This is a genomic window from Treponema succinifaciens DSM 2489 (assembly GCF_000195275.1).
Taxonomy (GTDB): domain Bacteria; phylum Spirochaetota; class Spirochaetia; order Treponematales; family Treponemataceae; genus Treponema_D; species Treponema_D succinifaciens.
Genome location: NC_015385.1, coordinates 2066684 through 2078763, shown reverse-complemented (window position 1 = coordinate 2078763; position 12080 = coordinate 2066684). Strand labels below are relative to the sequence as shown.

At 46.5% G+C, this 12080-nt stretch carries 17 protein-coding genes; 11 read left to right on the top strand and 6 right to left on the bottom strand.

The features are described 5' to 3' along the window. Positions 1 to 60: 60 nt before the first annotated feature. From TRESU_RS09870 to TRESU_RS09830, 8 genes are all read left to right on the top strand, one after another. Positions 61 to 516, top strand: a complete 456-nt coding sequence (locus TRESU_RS09870) for an XRE family transcriptional regulator (protein WP_001071126.1) — start codon at positions 61 to 63, stop codon at positions 514 to 516. Between the two features lie 231 nt (positions 517 to 747). After that, positions 748 to 1173 (top strand): class I SAM-dependent methyltransferase, encoded by a 426-nt coding sequence (locus tag TRESU_RS09865; protein WP_013702079.1) that lies wholly within the window; start codon positions 748 to 750, stop codon positions 1171 to 1173. A gap of 60 nt (positions 1174 to 1233) precedes the next feature. Further along, the gene (gene rlmN, locus TRESU_RS09860) at positions 1234 to 2223 is read left to right on the top strand and encodes a 23S rRNA (adenine(2503)-C(2))-methyltransferase RlmN (RefSeq protein ID WP_002590581.1); all 990 of its coding nucleotides are present in this window, start codon (positions 1234 to 1236) and stop codon (positions 2221 to 2223) included. 413 nt (positions 2224 to 2636) lie between these two features. After that, positions 2637 to 3191, top strand: coding sequence for an RNA polymerase sigma factor (locus TRESU_RS09855; protein ID WP_009321357.1), 555 nt, complete (start codon positions 2637 to 2639; stop codon positions 3189 to 3191). After that, positions 3172 to 3432 carry a helix-turn-helix domain-containing protein gene (locus TRESU_RS09850; protein WP_002590583.1) on the top strand — a complete coding sequence of 87 codons (261 nt, stop codon included), beginning with the start codon at positions 3172 to 3174 and terminating at the stop codon, positions 3430 to 3432. The genes TRESU_RS09855 and TRESU_RS09850 overlap by 20 nt, the downstream gene beginning before the upstream one ends. Before the next feature lie 451 nt (positions 3433 to 3883). Continuing rightward, a complete protein-coding gene (locus tag TRESU_RS09840) occupies positions 3884 to 4087 on the top strand; it encodes an excisionase (RefSeq protein ID WP_002590584.1) in 204 nt (67 codons plus the stop codon). Between the two features lie 80 nt (positions 4088 to 4167). After that, on the top strand, positions 4168 to 5361 hold the full coding sequence (locus tag TRESU_RS09835; protein WP_002590585.1) for a site-specific integrase: 1194 nt from the start codon (positions 4168 to 4170) through the stop codon (positions 5359 to 5361). Between the two features lie 212 nt (positions 5362 to 5573). After that, complete coding sequence (locus TRESU_RS09830) at positions 5574 to 5912, top strand: hypothetical protein (RefSeq protein ID WP_425358535.1); 339 nt, start codon at positions 5574 to 5576, stop codon at positions 5910 to 5912. Here the strand turns inward: TRESU_RS09830 and TRESU_RS15315 are convergent. After that, positions 5881 to 6414 carry a hypothetical protein gene (locus TRESU_RS15315; RefSeq protein WP_174255853.1) on the bottom strand — a complete coding sequence of 178 codons (534 nt, stop codon included), beginning with the start codon at positions 6412 to 6414 and terminating at the stop codon, positions 5881 to 5883. The genes TRESU_RS09830 and TRESU_RS15315 overlap by 32 nt on opposite strands. An 82-nt stretch (positions 6415 to 6496) precedes the next feature. Between TRESU_RS15315 and TRESU_RS09820 the strand changes: the two genes are divergently transcribed. Continuing rightward, positions 6497 to 6694 carry a helix-turn-helix domain-containing protein gene (locus TRESU_RS09820; protein WP_001909500.1) on the top strand — a complete coding sequence of 66 codons (198 nt, stop codon included), beginning with the start codon at positions 6497 to 6499 and terminating at the stop codon, positions 6692 to 6694. Between the two features lie 151 nt (positions 6695 to 6845). Here the strand turns inward: TRESU_RS09820 and TRESU_RS09815 are convergent, their stop codons facing one another. From TRESU_RS09815 to TRESU_RS09795, 5 genes are all read right to left on the bottom strand, one after another. Further along, complete coding sequence (locus tag TRESU_RS09815) at positions 6846 to 8357, bottom strand: recombinase family protein (RefSeq protein WP_002575864.1); 1512 nt, start codon at positions 8355 to 8357, stop codon at positions 6846 to 6848. Between the two features lie 94 nt (positions 8358 to 8451). Continuing rightward, a complete protein-coding gene (locus TRESU_RS09810; protein WP_002584948.1) occupies positions 8452 to 8664 on the bottom strand; it encodes a hypothetical protein in 213 nt (70 codons plus the stop codon). After that, on the bottom strand, positions 8648 to 9592 hold the full coding sequence (gene mobV, locus TRESU_RS09805) for a MobV family relaxase (protein ID WP_002575862.1): 945 nt from the start codon (positions 9590 to 9592) through the stop codon (positions 8648 to 8650). Before mobV ends, TRESU_RS09810 begins: the two co-directional genes overlap by 17 nt. Before the next feature lie 173 nt (positions 9593 to 9765). Further along, the gene (locus TRESU_RS14730) at positions 9766 to 10161 is read right to left on the bottom strand and encodes a replication initiator protein A (protein ID WP_002575861.1); all 396 of its coding nucleotides are present in this window, start codon (positions 10159 to 10161) and stop codon (positions 9766 to 9768) included. Positions 10162 to 10272: 111 nt separating this feature from the next. After that, entirely contained in the window at positions 10273 to 10686 is a 414-nt protein-coding gene (locus tag TRESU_RS09795) for a cysteine-rich VLP domain-containing protein (protein WP_002575860.1), read from the bottom strand. 228 nt (positions 10687 to 10914) lie between these two features. Here TRESU_RS09795 and TRESU_RS09790 point away from each other — a divergent pair, with 228 nt between their 5' ends. Then, the gene (locus TRESU_RS09790) at positions 10915 to 11178 is read left to right on the top strand and encodes a hypothetical protein (protein WP_002575859.1); all 264 of its coding nucleotides are present in this window, start codon (positions 10915 to 10917) and stop codon (positions 11176 to 11178) included. 78 nt (positions 11179 to 11256) lie between these two features. Further along, positions 11257 to 12057, top strand: a complete 801-nt coding sequence (locus TRESU_RS09785) for a helix-turn-helix domain-containing protein (RefSeq protein ID WP_002575858.1) — start codon at positions 11257 to 11259, stop codon at positions 12055 to 12057. Positions 12058 to 12080 lie beyond the last annotated feature (23 nt).

The following is a 12080-nucleotide window of genomic DNA, read 5'->3' as shown; positions in this document are numbered from 1 at the left end:
TCATTGCTGGCTATTGCGAAATATCATTGATAAAATCAGTATCAGAGAGGAGAAACTATTTTGAACCAGGAACAGACGAATATTACAACAGGAAAGCAAATACGTCATCTGCGAACACAATTGGGAATGACACAGGAAGAACTAGCCGGGGAATTGAATGTTACCCGGCAGGCACTATCGAATTGGGAGAGAGATGTTAATGAACCCGATTTAAATATGTTGAAAAAAATTTGCTTTCTTTTTGGAGTCAACATGGACGATTTTGCGAAGGAGGTAATAACAAAGATGGAAACATATGAAAAAAAGGAGAAACGACAATTTAATAAGTACGATATGGCAATTGGACTTTTTTATGGTGTTGGTATATTTCTTGGCATTGGTATTTTCTTTGTTGGCGGTTTTATGACAATGTCAGGTGCAGGGTGGGGAGCATCACTATTTGGCGGTGGCTGTTTTTCTCTTGTATTTGGCTTGATATGCCATGCAGTTATTACATTGAGAAGAAATGACAAATGATGACATATCCTGCTTTCTATACTTTTCGGTAATACCGAGTAAAAAAAGCCGCTGCTTTTGGCTTTCCAATAGCGGCGGCTTAATGCAAGCGGCGGCAAAGGGAAATATCCTTTGAATACCTTACAGAAGAAAAGTTTTGCAGCATTACAAAAATAAAAGCCTATACCATTTTGGAAAGAAAAGATACATAATAGTCAAGACGACAACAATCAGAAGTTATGGAGGGTAACAATGGAATATAGTAAGGAAGATTTAATGGAAGCAAAAAAGCAAATTTTGGGAGTGGGAGAGAACATGGGAACAGAGGAAAGTAAAAAAATCTGGGAGGAGAACGCACAATTTTGGGATAATGCAATGGGTGACGAATCTAATGAATTTCACAGAGAGGTAGTGCGTCCCAAAGTAACGGAACTTCTATCTCCTAATCCTGCGGATTATATTTTGGATATTGCGTGTGGCAATGGAAATTATTCTTCGTATCTTGCACAAAGAGGCGCTTCGGTTGTCGCTTTTGATTACAGCAAAAAAATGATAGAATTGGCTAAAAGACGGCAATCACAATATGCAAAACAAATTGAATTTTGTGTGGCGGATGCGACCAATAGAAAAAGTATATTAGAATTCTTGCTACACATATCGTTGATGTTGAAAAATTAGAAATCATAATCAAAAACTCTGAAAAACAAACTTTTTAATTTTGAAAAGGAAGGATATTAAATGAAACACTTACCTAAAAGTACACCTACGGAAATATTGAATGACCCATACGGATTTACTTACAAAGAAATGTCGGAAGTAATTGGAGAGGATAAAGCAAGAGCCTTATATACGGAATTATATAAACAGCCATTTCACAAAAAAAATCTATCAATATCAACAAAAAAAGTCTATAAAAGTAGCGATACTGAAAAGTATGTTTATGAATTGAAAGACAACAGGTATATCGAAACGGTTTTTATTAAACGGCGAGATGGTGGGACTGTTTGCGTAAGTACGCAAGTTGGTTGTTCTGTTGGCTGTATTTTTTGTGAGTCCGGACGCAATGGTTTTGTTCGTAATCTAACACCGTCTGAAATTGTGCAGCAGGTCATATTGATACGTCAAAAAGTAAATCGTATCGTTTTTATGGGAATGGGAGAACCTTTATTCAATTACGACAACTTGATTGCAGCAATCCATATTCTTCGAGATAGAAATGGACTTAACTTTCCAACCGACGGCATTACCGTATCAACAGTTGGTCCAGTTAATCAATTAAAAAAATTGCGCGAAGAACATCTAAAAATTCAGTTGACAATATCTTTACATGCAGCAACACAGGCTGCGAGAAACTGTATCATTCCTCATATGCACATGTACGCTATTGAAGATGTTGTTAAGCAAGCATTGTCCTATTCACAAAGGCATAATCGAAAAGTGGTATTTGCGTATTTACTTTTACCAGGTATAAATGACCGTTCCTCAGATATAAGGCAACTTGCAAAATGGTTTAAGGGCAAAAATGTTATGATTAACGTGCTGCAATACAACCCGACGAGTAATTCAAAAATTAGAGCACCACAAAAACAAGAAATGGTTGCGTTCAAACATCAATTAGAGCAAACAGGACTTGAAGTTACCATGAGAGTTTCTCATGGTAGAGAGATTAAAGCAGCTTGTGGACAATTAGCTAATACATATAATAAAGCCAAAAAACAACAAAAATAATTTAATTAAAAGAGCCAGACGCACAGACGCAGAGCCGATAATATGCAGTTTGAAATACTGCTGTTATCGGCTCTTTTTTGATTTTAATTTGTGCCCCCAATAACCATATTGGAGCAAAATCAGAACTGTTGCTTGTCGTTCTTTGATTTCCGCAGCAGCTTTGAAAAATCAAAGCCGCCGTTTCTTTTTATTTTCTGATGAAATGACGCGGTATCACTGTTAAAAGCGGCGGCTAAAGGAGGTAGCCGCCATGAAGCACATACCCTATCGACAAAATCCGACGGTCATTGACTTATCAAAAAAAGCCCGACCACCGTCGGGAACCTCTCCACCCTTGAATATGAACTGTCTAATCATCTAAATACTACTTACAATACCTATACGCCTGTCCGGGCTTTTCGGACAGGCGTATTTTGCTGCTCAAAAAATTTTTTGAAAAAAATCCGAAAATCTTCGGCGTTTTTTTCAAAAGGCAGTATTGCCCCGCGAAAAGGGGGAAGCACCACCAACTTTCCAACGAGAAAGGGGGTGAGAATGTGGAACCTAATCGCAGGGAGTTTATAAAACAGTGCGCTTTCCAGAAGTTTTGCAATACGGTACTGCACAATGAAGCGTGTGACGCTCACAAAGAGCTGCACAGGCATAAGGCAAAGGAGATTACCTTTTCCGACTTGACCTTAGAAGAAGCGCGGCAGCTTCATACCTTTGATGAATATTTCAAAGGGGAAACCGCCTTTGAAAGAGCCGGGAAGAAAATCACGCCGAAGCTGCTTCTTGAAGCAATCCGTACTTTGCCGGAAGAAAAGCGCAAAGCCGTACTCCTGTACTATTTCGAGGGAATGAACGACACCGAGATTGCGGAGCTGTTCGATACGTCGAGAAGCACGATACAGTACAGGCGGACAAGCTCTTTTGAGCTACTAAAAAAATATCTGGAGGAAAATGCTGATGAATGGGACGAATGGTAACGAACCCGGCTACCCGGAAAAAGCCCTTGTTCCCTATCCTGTCATTTTGGCAGCGACAAAGGGCGACCCGGACGCTATGAAGATTGTCTTGCAGCATTTCAGCGGCTACATAGCCCGCCTCTCCATGCGGAAGCTGTACGACGAGCGCGGGAACGTCTATTTTGGCGTAGACCACGACATTCGGGAACGGCTGCAAGCAAAACTGATGATGGCTGTCCTCACCTTTAAGGCAGAGGAATAAACCGCAGCGGCGGCGGGACGCTTTCTCTCTCCCCCTTTTCCGTTCCGCTGCTGACGCGGCAGCAAAGCCATTCTGAACCTTGACAAAGAAAGCGGCGCAAGATAACGGCGGCGCAGCATAGGGCAAATCGGATACGTTCCTTTTGCGCCGAGCCATACGGCGGGTGCGCCATGACGCTATCCGGGTGAGGTTATCCCCACCCGGACAGCCGAGCGACCAACACCGCGCCGGAAAGCAAGTGTAGCGGCTTGCGGGCGACGACACGCAAAATATACAATGATACTTCCTTACAGCCACAGTCCGAGCGTTAAGAGCGTCGCAGGCAATGGGTAGGGCTGCATGAGAACCATGCGGGGGTGCAATTCCCATGAGGTTATGCTAATAACCGTCCGATTAAAGCTCTCTTTCTACTTTTGAAACTATTGTACTCTATTGAAAGGGGGACATTTTAATGAATATTACTGATGTGCCTATCTGGGAGAAGTACACGCTCACCATTGAGGAAGCGTCAAAATATTTCCGTATCGGGGAAAACAAGCTGCGTAAATTAGCGGAAGAAAACCCGGCTGCCGGGTGGGTGATTATGAACGGCAACCGTATTCAAATCAAGCGAAAACAGTTTGAAAAATTCATTGACACTTTGGAAGTTATATAGTGAAATCGAGCCTTGAATGTGGTATAATAGATACAAGCATATCAAGGCTCTTTCCGTCATGGAAAGGAGCATGACGAACAATGTCGGAGAAAAGACGAGATAACAGGAACCGCATTTTACGCACAGGAGAGAGCCAGAGAAAAGACGGAAGATATGCTTACAAATATATAGATACCTTTGGGAACCCGCAATTTGTTTACGCTTGGAAGTTAGTACCTACCGACAAGACCCCGGCGGGAAAACGTGAAGATATTTCGCTTCGGGAAAAGGAAAAAGAGATACAGAAAGACCTTGACGACGGGATTGACACGTTGGGAAAGAAAATGACTGTCTGCCAACTCTACGCAAAGCAGATAAGGCACCGGGCAAATGTACGGCATGGCACAAAACAGGGGCGCAAGCAGCTTATGAGGATTTTGGAAGAAGATAGTCTTGGAGCTTGCAGCATTGAGAGCGTGAAGCTGTCCGACGCGAAAGAATGGGCTTTACGCATGAAAGATAAGGGCTATTCATTCAAGACAATCAACAATCACAAGCGTTCTCTGAAAGCTGCCTTTTACACAGCCATACAGGACGATTGCATTAGGAAAAATCCCTTTGACTTCCAGTTGAACACCGTTTTAGAAGATAACACCGAACCAAAGGTACCTCTATCCCCAACACAGGAAGCGTCTTTCCTGTCCTTTGTGCAGAGTGATAAAGTCTATCAGAAGTATTACGACGAGATTATCATACTGTTAGGAACAGGGCTTCGCATTTCTGAACTCTGCGGACTGACTGAAAGCGATATTGACTTTGAGCATAAGCTAATCAACGTAGACCACCAGCTTTTGAAAGTATCGGGAGTTGGGTATCATGTTGAAACGCCAAAGACAAAAAGCGGTATCAGACAAATTCCAATGAGTACCAAAGTCTATGAAGCGTTCAAGCGTGTGCTGAATGACAGGGGACGGGCAGACAATTTTATTGTCGGCGGTTACAGCAGATTTTTATTCCTTAACCGGAACGGGCTACCGAAAGTAGCAGTCAACTTTGAAACCATGTTCCGGGGGCTTGTGAAGAAGTACAACAAAAGCCATGAGGAAGCCTTACCGAAAGTGACAACGCCCCATACCCTACGCCATACGTTCTGTACCAATTTAGCAAACGCCGGAATGAACCCGAAAGCATTGCAGTATATCATGGGACATTCCAACATCAACATGACGCTGAACTATTACGCCCATGCTACCTCTGATAGTGCAATGGCAGAAATGGAACGGCTGATTGCTTAGTAGTAGATAGAGGTTTTACTACTTGATTTACTACTTTTGGACGCGAAAACATGAGGGGAAATGAGAATATATAAGAGCTTCTTCCGATTTGAAAAATGCCGGAAAGCCTGTAAATACAGGCTATACCGGCTTATGAGAACTTATAAAGAGATAGTCAAAAACTATATTTTGATTTATATAAAAATCGAGCCTTTACTAAAGCAGTTTCTAATATGGCAATTATGGATATTACGGATATTGAACCACTTCTTATGGCTGTTTATGAACTGTTGCAGGAAAGCGGAATTTTTGTCTTTGCAACGCAACACCCTTGTTTTGTCACGTTGACTGAAAAATATATGACACCGCACAGTTACTATGATATAGCGATTGAAGGGCAACCGAAAGAGCAGATTTATTATCATCGTTCCATACAAGATATTTTTAACCTTTGTTTTAGAGCTGGATTTGTCATTGATGGATTTTATGAAGAATGTTTCAAAACCAACAAAGAAATTCCTATGGTAATGATAGTAAGGCTTAAGAAGGTAAAACGTGATACCTTACAATAAATTCAAGTTTGTCGGGTAAATAGCAAAGCCAGCCGAGCCAGCGGGCGGTCAAGATGAACGGGCTTCGCCCACCGTTGACAGCCCCGCCCGGTTTCGCAGTTAGGCAGTCAAGGAGCGACAGCAAGGAGTGCTGCCGCCCCGCACTATTATTCAGAGAGGGGGAATTTCCATGACCGAAGATGAAGCCTACAAGGTGCATATCCAGTACACATTCAATGCCTTTTGCAAGGTAGTCATTCGTCACGCAGCCATAGATAAAATCTTGAAGCTGCGCCGGAGGTGGGAACGGGAAGTTTCCCTTGATTATCTGATGAGTGAAAAGTTTGTCCAGCTTGCCGAGCCGGAGTAGCTTGAAGAATATCTTTTTACCGCCTGCGGCCAGACCGCCGTTCTGTATCATGCGGAGCTTGCCGCCGCCCTTGCCCTTTTGCCGGAGCAGACGCAGGAAGAAATTTTTCGTTACTATTTCCTGCGCCAGCCGCAGCGAGTGATCGGCGTACATATTGGCCGGACACGCAGCACAGCGGGGCGGCATATCCGGCTTGCCTTGCAGCGGTTAAGGCGGCTCATGGAGGGAAATGACTATGAGTAAACTTCTCCCCTATGAAACAATCGTCAAAGCCCATGAGGGCGACCCGGACGCAATCGACACCATTCTTTCCCACTATGCCGGATATATCCGCTACTGTTCCAAAGTACACGGGAAAGTCAACGCCGAAGTTGAGGAACATATAAAGCAACAGCTCATTGCCGCCCTGTTCAAATTTCGCTTTGACCGATAAACAAAGAACAAACACTGGCTGTCATTAGCGGTTTCACTCCAGCCAGTTTACAATTCATCTATTCCTAAAGGAAGCAGGTCATAGTATAATAGAAAGTACAGTTTACAAGGGACTACACAGGGTAGGTATCTGACGGGAGGGGTGCCGCCAGTCAGATTTTCCATGTGATGTTCAAGCTGTCGCTTGTGGCGGCTATGGTGGTGATCATCAAATCCACCACACGCCGCTTGTCATCAAAAGATACATTCTCCCAGGTATCGAGGTAGCCGGAAATCTGGCTGACCTGTTCCGGGCTGATGGCCTCCACAGTCAACTCCGCTATCCTTGCCAGAAGTTCCTGCTTGCGCCCGTCCAGTTCCGCTATCTTCACATTCACATAGGAGAACAGGACATTGTTTGCCCCCGTCAGACTGTCCACCAGCTTTTCAATCTCGCTGTCTACATGGGCAAGTTCCACTTGCAGGGCGGTGATTTTCGGGTTTGCCTTTGCCGCTTTCTTTTTTCCTGTCAGCGTCTTGTAGCTTGCCAGCTTCTTTACCATCTGCTGATAAACAACCGCTTCCAGTTCCGAAGTGATGATTTTCCCACAGCCAGGACAGCTTTTATTGTCCAGCCGTTTCGTGCAGCGGAGATACTGTTTGCCGGAGGGATTGTAGATACTCATAAGAGCATACCCGCAATTCCCGCACTTGATTTTTCCTGCCAGCCATGTGTGGGTGGCTTTCCGGGCAGACTGGATTTTCATGTTGTTCATCAGCTTCTTGCGGCAGGTCAGCCAGGTGTCGGAGGGGACGATACCCTCATGGGGAGCCAGTACCAGCATTTGGTCTTTTAAGTCGTTTTTCTTGCTGGCCTTTACATCTCGCCCTTGATACAGATAGCAGCCGTTCATGCCCGTAAAATCGGCAACGTCATTGACAATGACTGTACCTTGACTTTTGAAAAATTCGTACACATCAAGGTCTGCCTGCACATAGACAGGATTGCGTAACATCTGCGCCAGCGTGGGGCGTATCAGCTCTTTGCCATGGAACAAAATCCCCTGTTCGGCAAAGTACCGGGTAATGTCCCCGTAGGAAGTTGTGGGCTGGGCGTACATCTCAAACATCAGCCGGATATTGGCCGCTTCCTCCGGGTTTACCACCAGCTTCTTTGTGTTGATACCGTCCATCTTGATAGGCTCCGTATGGAAGCCGTAAGGGGCTTTCCCGCCCATCTTAAAGCCCCGCTGACTGCGGGAGTAGTAAGCGTCCGTTACCCGCTTCTGTATCGTTTCCCGTTCAAGCTGGGCGAACACGATACAGATATTCAGCATGGCCCGTCCCATCGGCGTGGAGGTATCAAACTTTTCCGTAGAGGACACAAACTCCACATTGTACTGCTGGAACAGCTCCATCATGTTGGCAAAGTCCAGAATGGAACGGCTGATACGGTCGAGCTTGTAAACCACGACCTTTGCAATCAAGCCCCGCTTGATGTCCCGCACCAGTTCTTGAAACTTCGGACGGTCTGTGTTCTTGCCGCTGTACCCTTTGTCTGTGTATTCCTTGCAGTTACCGCCTTTCAACTCGTATTTGCAAAATTCAATCTGGCTTTCAATGGAAATGCTGTCCTTTTTGTCTACCGATTGTCTTGCATAGATTGCGTCTATCCGATTGTTCATATTGTCGCTCCTTTTCTTAAAAAAGAAACGGAGCTGCTGACAGTTCTATTATACCGCCAGCAGCCCCGCAAATCAATGATGGGTTTGGAAAACCTTATGTCCCGGCTTCCTCACTCTCCCGCTTGTCGGCGTACTTGCGGAACACCTCATAAAGCTGCTGTTCCAGTTCCCGGCGTTTGGCTGCTTCCTGTTCCGGCGTGAACACCGGGGAGAGATTTTCCAGTGTGATTTCCTTTCCCTGAAAAGTCACGATTTCGATTTCCTTTTTGTATCTGATATTACTTATAAGATCACCTTTCCTTTCCATGCTGCCGCTGTTGCCGTTTCAGTTCCGCTAAAATCTCCGGCGGGATACGGTCAACCAGCCGCCGCATATCGTCCAGTTCGCTTTTTAACTTCGCCCGTTCCATCGTGTCATTCATCTTGCCTTTTTCGCTGGCCTTTGCCCTGACTTCCAGCTTTTCATTTTCCGCTAACAAGTCATTGATTGTGACCTTGTATTTTTTCAGTTGCCCGGAGAAGTTCTCCATCTGCGGAAACCACTTTTTCAGCATGGAGAGGGCTTCCTCTTTCTTCTTTCCGGCGTTCAGCGGGGTAATGCCGGAGAGAACCGCTTCAATGGCCCTCGCCTGTTTGGAGAGGTTGACCGCCTGTTTGAACAGCCGGGTGGGGATATGCTTCCGGCCCGTCTTGCTGGCGCTTTCCCCACGCTCCAGGTCGGGGTACTGCTCCACCATACAGGCGTGAAAATCGTCCTGCCACTTCGTCAGATTGGCCCGGTTGCCGATAATTTCTTTGGCGCACAGGCGGTTGTCCTTTGTCAGCGGCACAAAGACCAAGTGCAGATGGGGCGTTTTTTCATCCATGTGTACCATAGCCGAAACGATGTTCTCCCGGCCCACCCGGTCAATGAGGAAGTCCGCCGCCCTCTGGAAGTAGGCCGCTATCTCCTTTGGGGACTTGCCCTTGAAAAACTCCGGGCTGGCGGTAATCAGCGTGTCCACAAACCGAGTGCTGTCCTTGCGGGTGCGGCATCTGGCCTGCTCGATGCGGCTCTGAATGAAATGGTAGTAGCGGCCATCCGGCTTGACGATGTGGAAATTGTACTTGCTCCGGCTGGTGTCAATGTCCGGGTTGCTGGCGTACTGCTCCTTTTTCCGTTCATGGTGGGCTTCCAGCGGCCCCGCCGGGTGGCCCTTGTGCTTCTCAAATCGCAAAATTGCGTGTTGTGCCATTGAACTCCTTTCCCCATTCCATTCCTTTCCGGCGGGTTTTCCCGCCGAAAATATCTCTGATAGGATTGGAATGGAATGAATGTAAATAGATGGTTTTAATCTCTGTATTTCTATATACCGTCAGATTTCCGTACTTCAAGAGGATTGATTTTCGTACTCGCCAAGTACGGTTTTCAGCCCTCCGGCGTACCATAACCGGATTTCTTGAAGTCGGTGTTTGGAACCGCTTCATAGGATTTCGGGTAAATGCGGTTGGGTTTTCCACAGCCCTGTTTCTGGATTTCCACCAGCCCCGCATACTGCAACTCCCGCAGGGTGTTGACCGCTTTCTGCCGCCCGCAGCGGAGCAAAGCGACCACCTCGCAGATGGGGTAGTACAGGTAGACCCGCCCGTACTCGTCCGCCCAGCCGTTCTTCCGGGACAACTCCGCCCGGCGCAGGACAAAGGCATACAGCACCTTCGCTTCGTTGCTCAAGGGCTGGAATGTGGGTGCTTCAAAAAGGAAATTGGGGAGCCGGGTGAAACTGAACGCCTTTTCCGGCTGGTGAATATAAATCGTGTTTGTCATAGCGTGTTTTGTGGACGGTTAGAGGCCCGTTTTCCGGGGCGAATGATAAATGATACCAGCCGCCCCGGTTGAGGGCTTGCGGAGCCTTGCAAATCAAGGCTTTTCCCGCTCTTAACTGTCCACAGCAGACCTCCTTTTCCGTTCACTTTCTGTTTTCTGCCGCCTGTGAACTCTGGCGGCGCAGTCCGGGCAGTATTTGCCCCGGTTGGACTTCGGGACGAACACACCGCCGCACTCCGCACAGCGTTTCAAGTCCCTGTCCCGGTAAATCTCCGCTTCCAGCGTCCTGTCCAGCGGCAAGACCGCCCAGCGGAACCACTTGCAGCAGACGGAGAACGAAATCATCTGCGGACAGGCGCAGGTGTCGCCATCGTCCAGCGCAAGGCAGTTTCCGTCCTCGCAGTTGCAGCACTCCCGGCGTATCAGGCCGCTGGCTCGTCTCTTCTGGGGCGGGGTTATGCGGTAGGGGGAGCCGTCCGGCCTGTGTTCCAGCGGCGGCAGGTGTTGATAGGGTCTTTTGCTCATGCGTCCCTCCGTTTTCTTTGGCGTGTTCTGTTTCCAAGGTGCTTGTCCATCGATGAACTATCCCAAGTCTACACCTTTTTGACCGCCTGTGCCGTATATCCAAGAGGTAGGAAATCAGCCTGAAAAACTCCCTATTTCCACGCTCTCGGATTTGTGATATAATCAAAAAAAGATAAAAGACAAATTCAGGTTTCTGGTCTTCTTGCACAAAATAAAGGAGGAGCTATTATGCAAATTGTTTATATTCCAAGCGAATCAATGTCTGTTCAAGGTAAAAAAGATGAAATCTATAAAAGATATGGGAAAGACTGGAATATTAGAGAACAGGGAGGAGGTAACGGAAATTGGTTGTTGACCAGAAAAAGTGATGTGCTTGTAGATGGAAAAAGTTATCGTACTTTTGTACTTGAACACTACGGTAAATCCAAGCTGACAGCGAAGCTTGTTGATAAATTTCGTGAAGATGTAGCAAATGGTAAAATAAAACTGTAAATGCCTATGCCGTTATGCTATGAGCATAGTACATAGCATAACGGCTTCTCTTTCGTTGAGCTAGCAAGGAGGGTGAATATGTCTTTATCCATACAAGAGCGATTAAAAGACCTACGTGTGGAGCGTGGCTTGACGCTGGGGCAGCTTGCGGAGCAGACCGGGCTTTCCAAGTCTGCGCTGGGCAGTTACGAAACGGAAGACTTCAAGGACATCAGCCACTATGCCCTTATCCGGCTGGCGAAGTTTTACGGTGTGACCGCTGATTATCTGCTGGGGCTGTCTGAAATGAAAAATCACCCAAACGCCGATCTTGCAGACCTGCGTTTGAGTGATGAAATGATTGACCTGCTGAAAAGCGGGAGGATAGACAATACCCTGCTGTGTGAGCTGGCGGCGCACCCGGATTTCCCCCGGCTGATGGCTGACCTTGAAATCTATGTGAACGGAACGGCACTGAAACAGGCGCAGGGTGCAAACGCCATAGTGGACACGATGAGCGCAACTGTTATAAAAAAGCATAATCCTGGCATGAGTGATACGCAGTTAAGACAGCTTATCACCGCCCATATTGATGAGGACGAGTTTTGCCGCTATGTGATACAACGGGACATAAACGGGATTGCCCTTGCTCTGCGGGAAACACACAAGGACGATTTTTTCAGCGTCCCAGAGGATAACCCGCTAAAAGAAATGCTGGAAACTGCTGGTGAAATCGTCAGCCAGGACAGCGACACGGAACAAGCGTACTTGGCGTTTATCTGCAAACGGCTCAAGCTGAATTTTAGGAAGCTGTCAGTAGAAGAACGGAAGTGGCTGAAAAAGATTGCGGAAAAATCCGACTTGCTGAAGAATCCAAAACCGCAGAGAGGACGAAGATAAAAAATGCCTGAACGGCGGTTCTG

What these genes read in the sequence shown, in the direction of transcription:
- TRESU_RS09865 (WP_013702079.1), top strand. Translation starts at nt 748, where the DNA reads ATGGAATATAGTAAGGAAGATTTAATGGAAGCAAAAAAGCAAATTTTG.
- rlmN (WP_002590581.1), top strand. Translation starts at nt 1,234, where the DNA reads ATGAAACACTTACCTAAAAGTACACCTACGGAAATATTGAATGACCCA.
- TRESU_RS09850 (WP_002590583.1), top strand. Translation starts at nt 3,172, where the DNA reads ATGAATGGGACGAATGGTAACGAACCCGGCTACCCGGAAAAAGCCCTT.
- TRESU_RS09840 (WP_002590584.1), top strand. Translation starts at nt 3,884, where the DNA reads ATGAATATTACTGATGTGCCTATCTGGGAGAAGTACACGCTCACCATT.
- TRESU_RS09835 (WP_002590585.1), top strand. Translation starts at nt 4,168, where the DNA reads ATGTCGGAGAAAAGACGAGATAACAGGAACCGCATTTTACGCACAGGA.
- TRESU_RS09830 (WP_425358535.1), top strand. Translation starts at nt 5,574, where the DNA reads ATGGCAATTATGGATATTACGGATATTGAACCACTTCTTATGGCTGTT.
- TRESU_RS15315 (WP_174255853.1), bottom strand. Translation starts at nt 6,414, where the DNA reads ATGTACGCCGATCACTCGCTGCGGCTGGCGCAGGAAATAGTAACGAAA.
- TRESU_RS09820 (WP_001909500.1), top strand. Translation starts at nt 6,497, where the DNA reads ATGAGTAAACTTCTCCCCTATGAAACAATCGTCAAAGCCCATGAGGGC.
- TRESU_RS09815 (WP_002575864.1), bottom strand. Translation starts at nt 8,357, where the DNA reads ATGAACAATCGGATAGACGCAATCTATGCAAGACAATCGGTAGACAAA.
- TRESU_RS09810 (WP_002584948.1), bottom strand. Translation starts at nt 8,664, where the DNA reads ATGGAAAGGAAAGGTGATCTTATAAGTAATATCAGATACAAAAAGGAA.
- mobV (WP_002575862.1), bottom strand. Translation starts at nt 9,592, where the DNA reads ATGGCACAACACGCAATTTTGCGATTTGAGAAGCACAAGGGCCACCCG.
- TRESU_RS14730 (WP_002575861.1), bottom strand. Translation starts at nt 10,161, where the DNA reads ATGACAAACACGATTTATATTCACCAGCCGGAAAAGGCGTTCAGTTTC.
- TRESU_RS09795 (WP_002575860.1), bottom strand. Translation starts at nt 10,686, where the DNA reads ATGAGCAAAAGACCCTATCAACACCTGCCGCCGCTGGAACACAGGCCG.
- TRESU_RS09790 (WP_002575859.1), top strand. Translation starts at nt 10,915, where the DNA reads ATGCAAATTGTTTATATTCCAAGCGAATCAATGTCTGTTCAAGGTAAA.
- TRESU_RS09785 (WP_002575858.1), top strand. Translation starts at nt 11,257, where the DNA reads ATGTCTTTATCCATACAAGAGCGATTAAAAGACCTACGTGTGGAGCGT.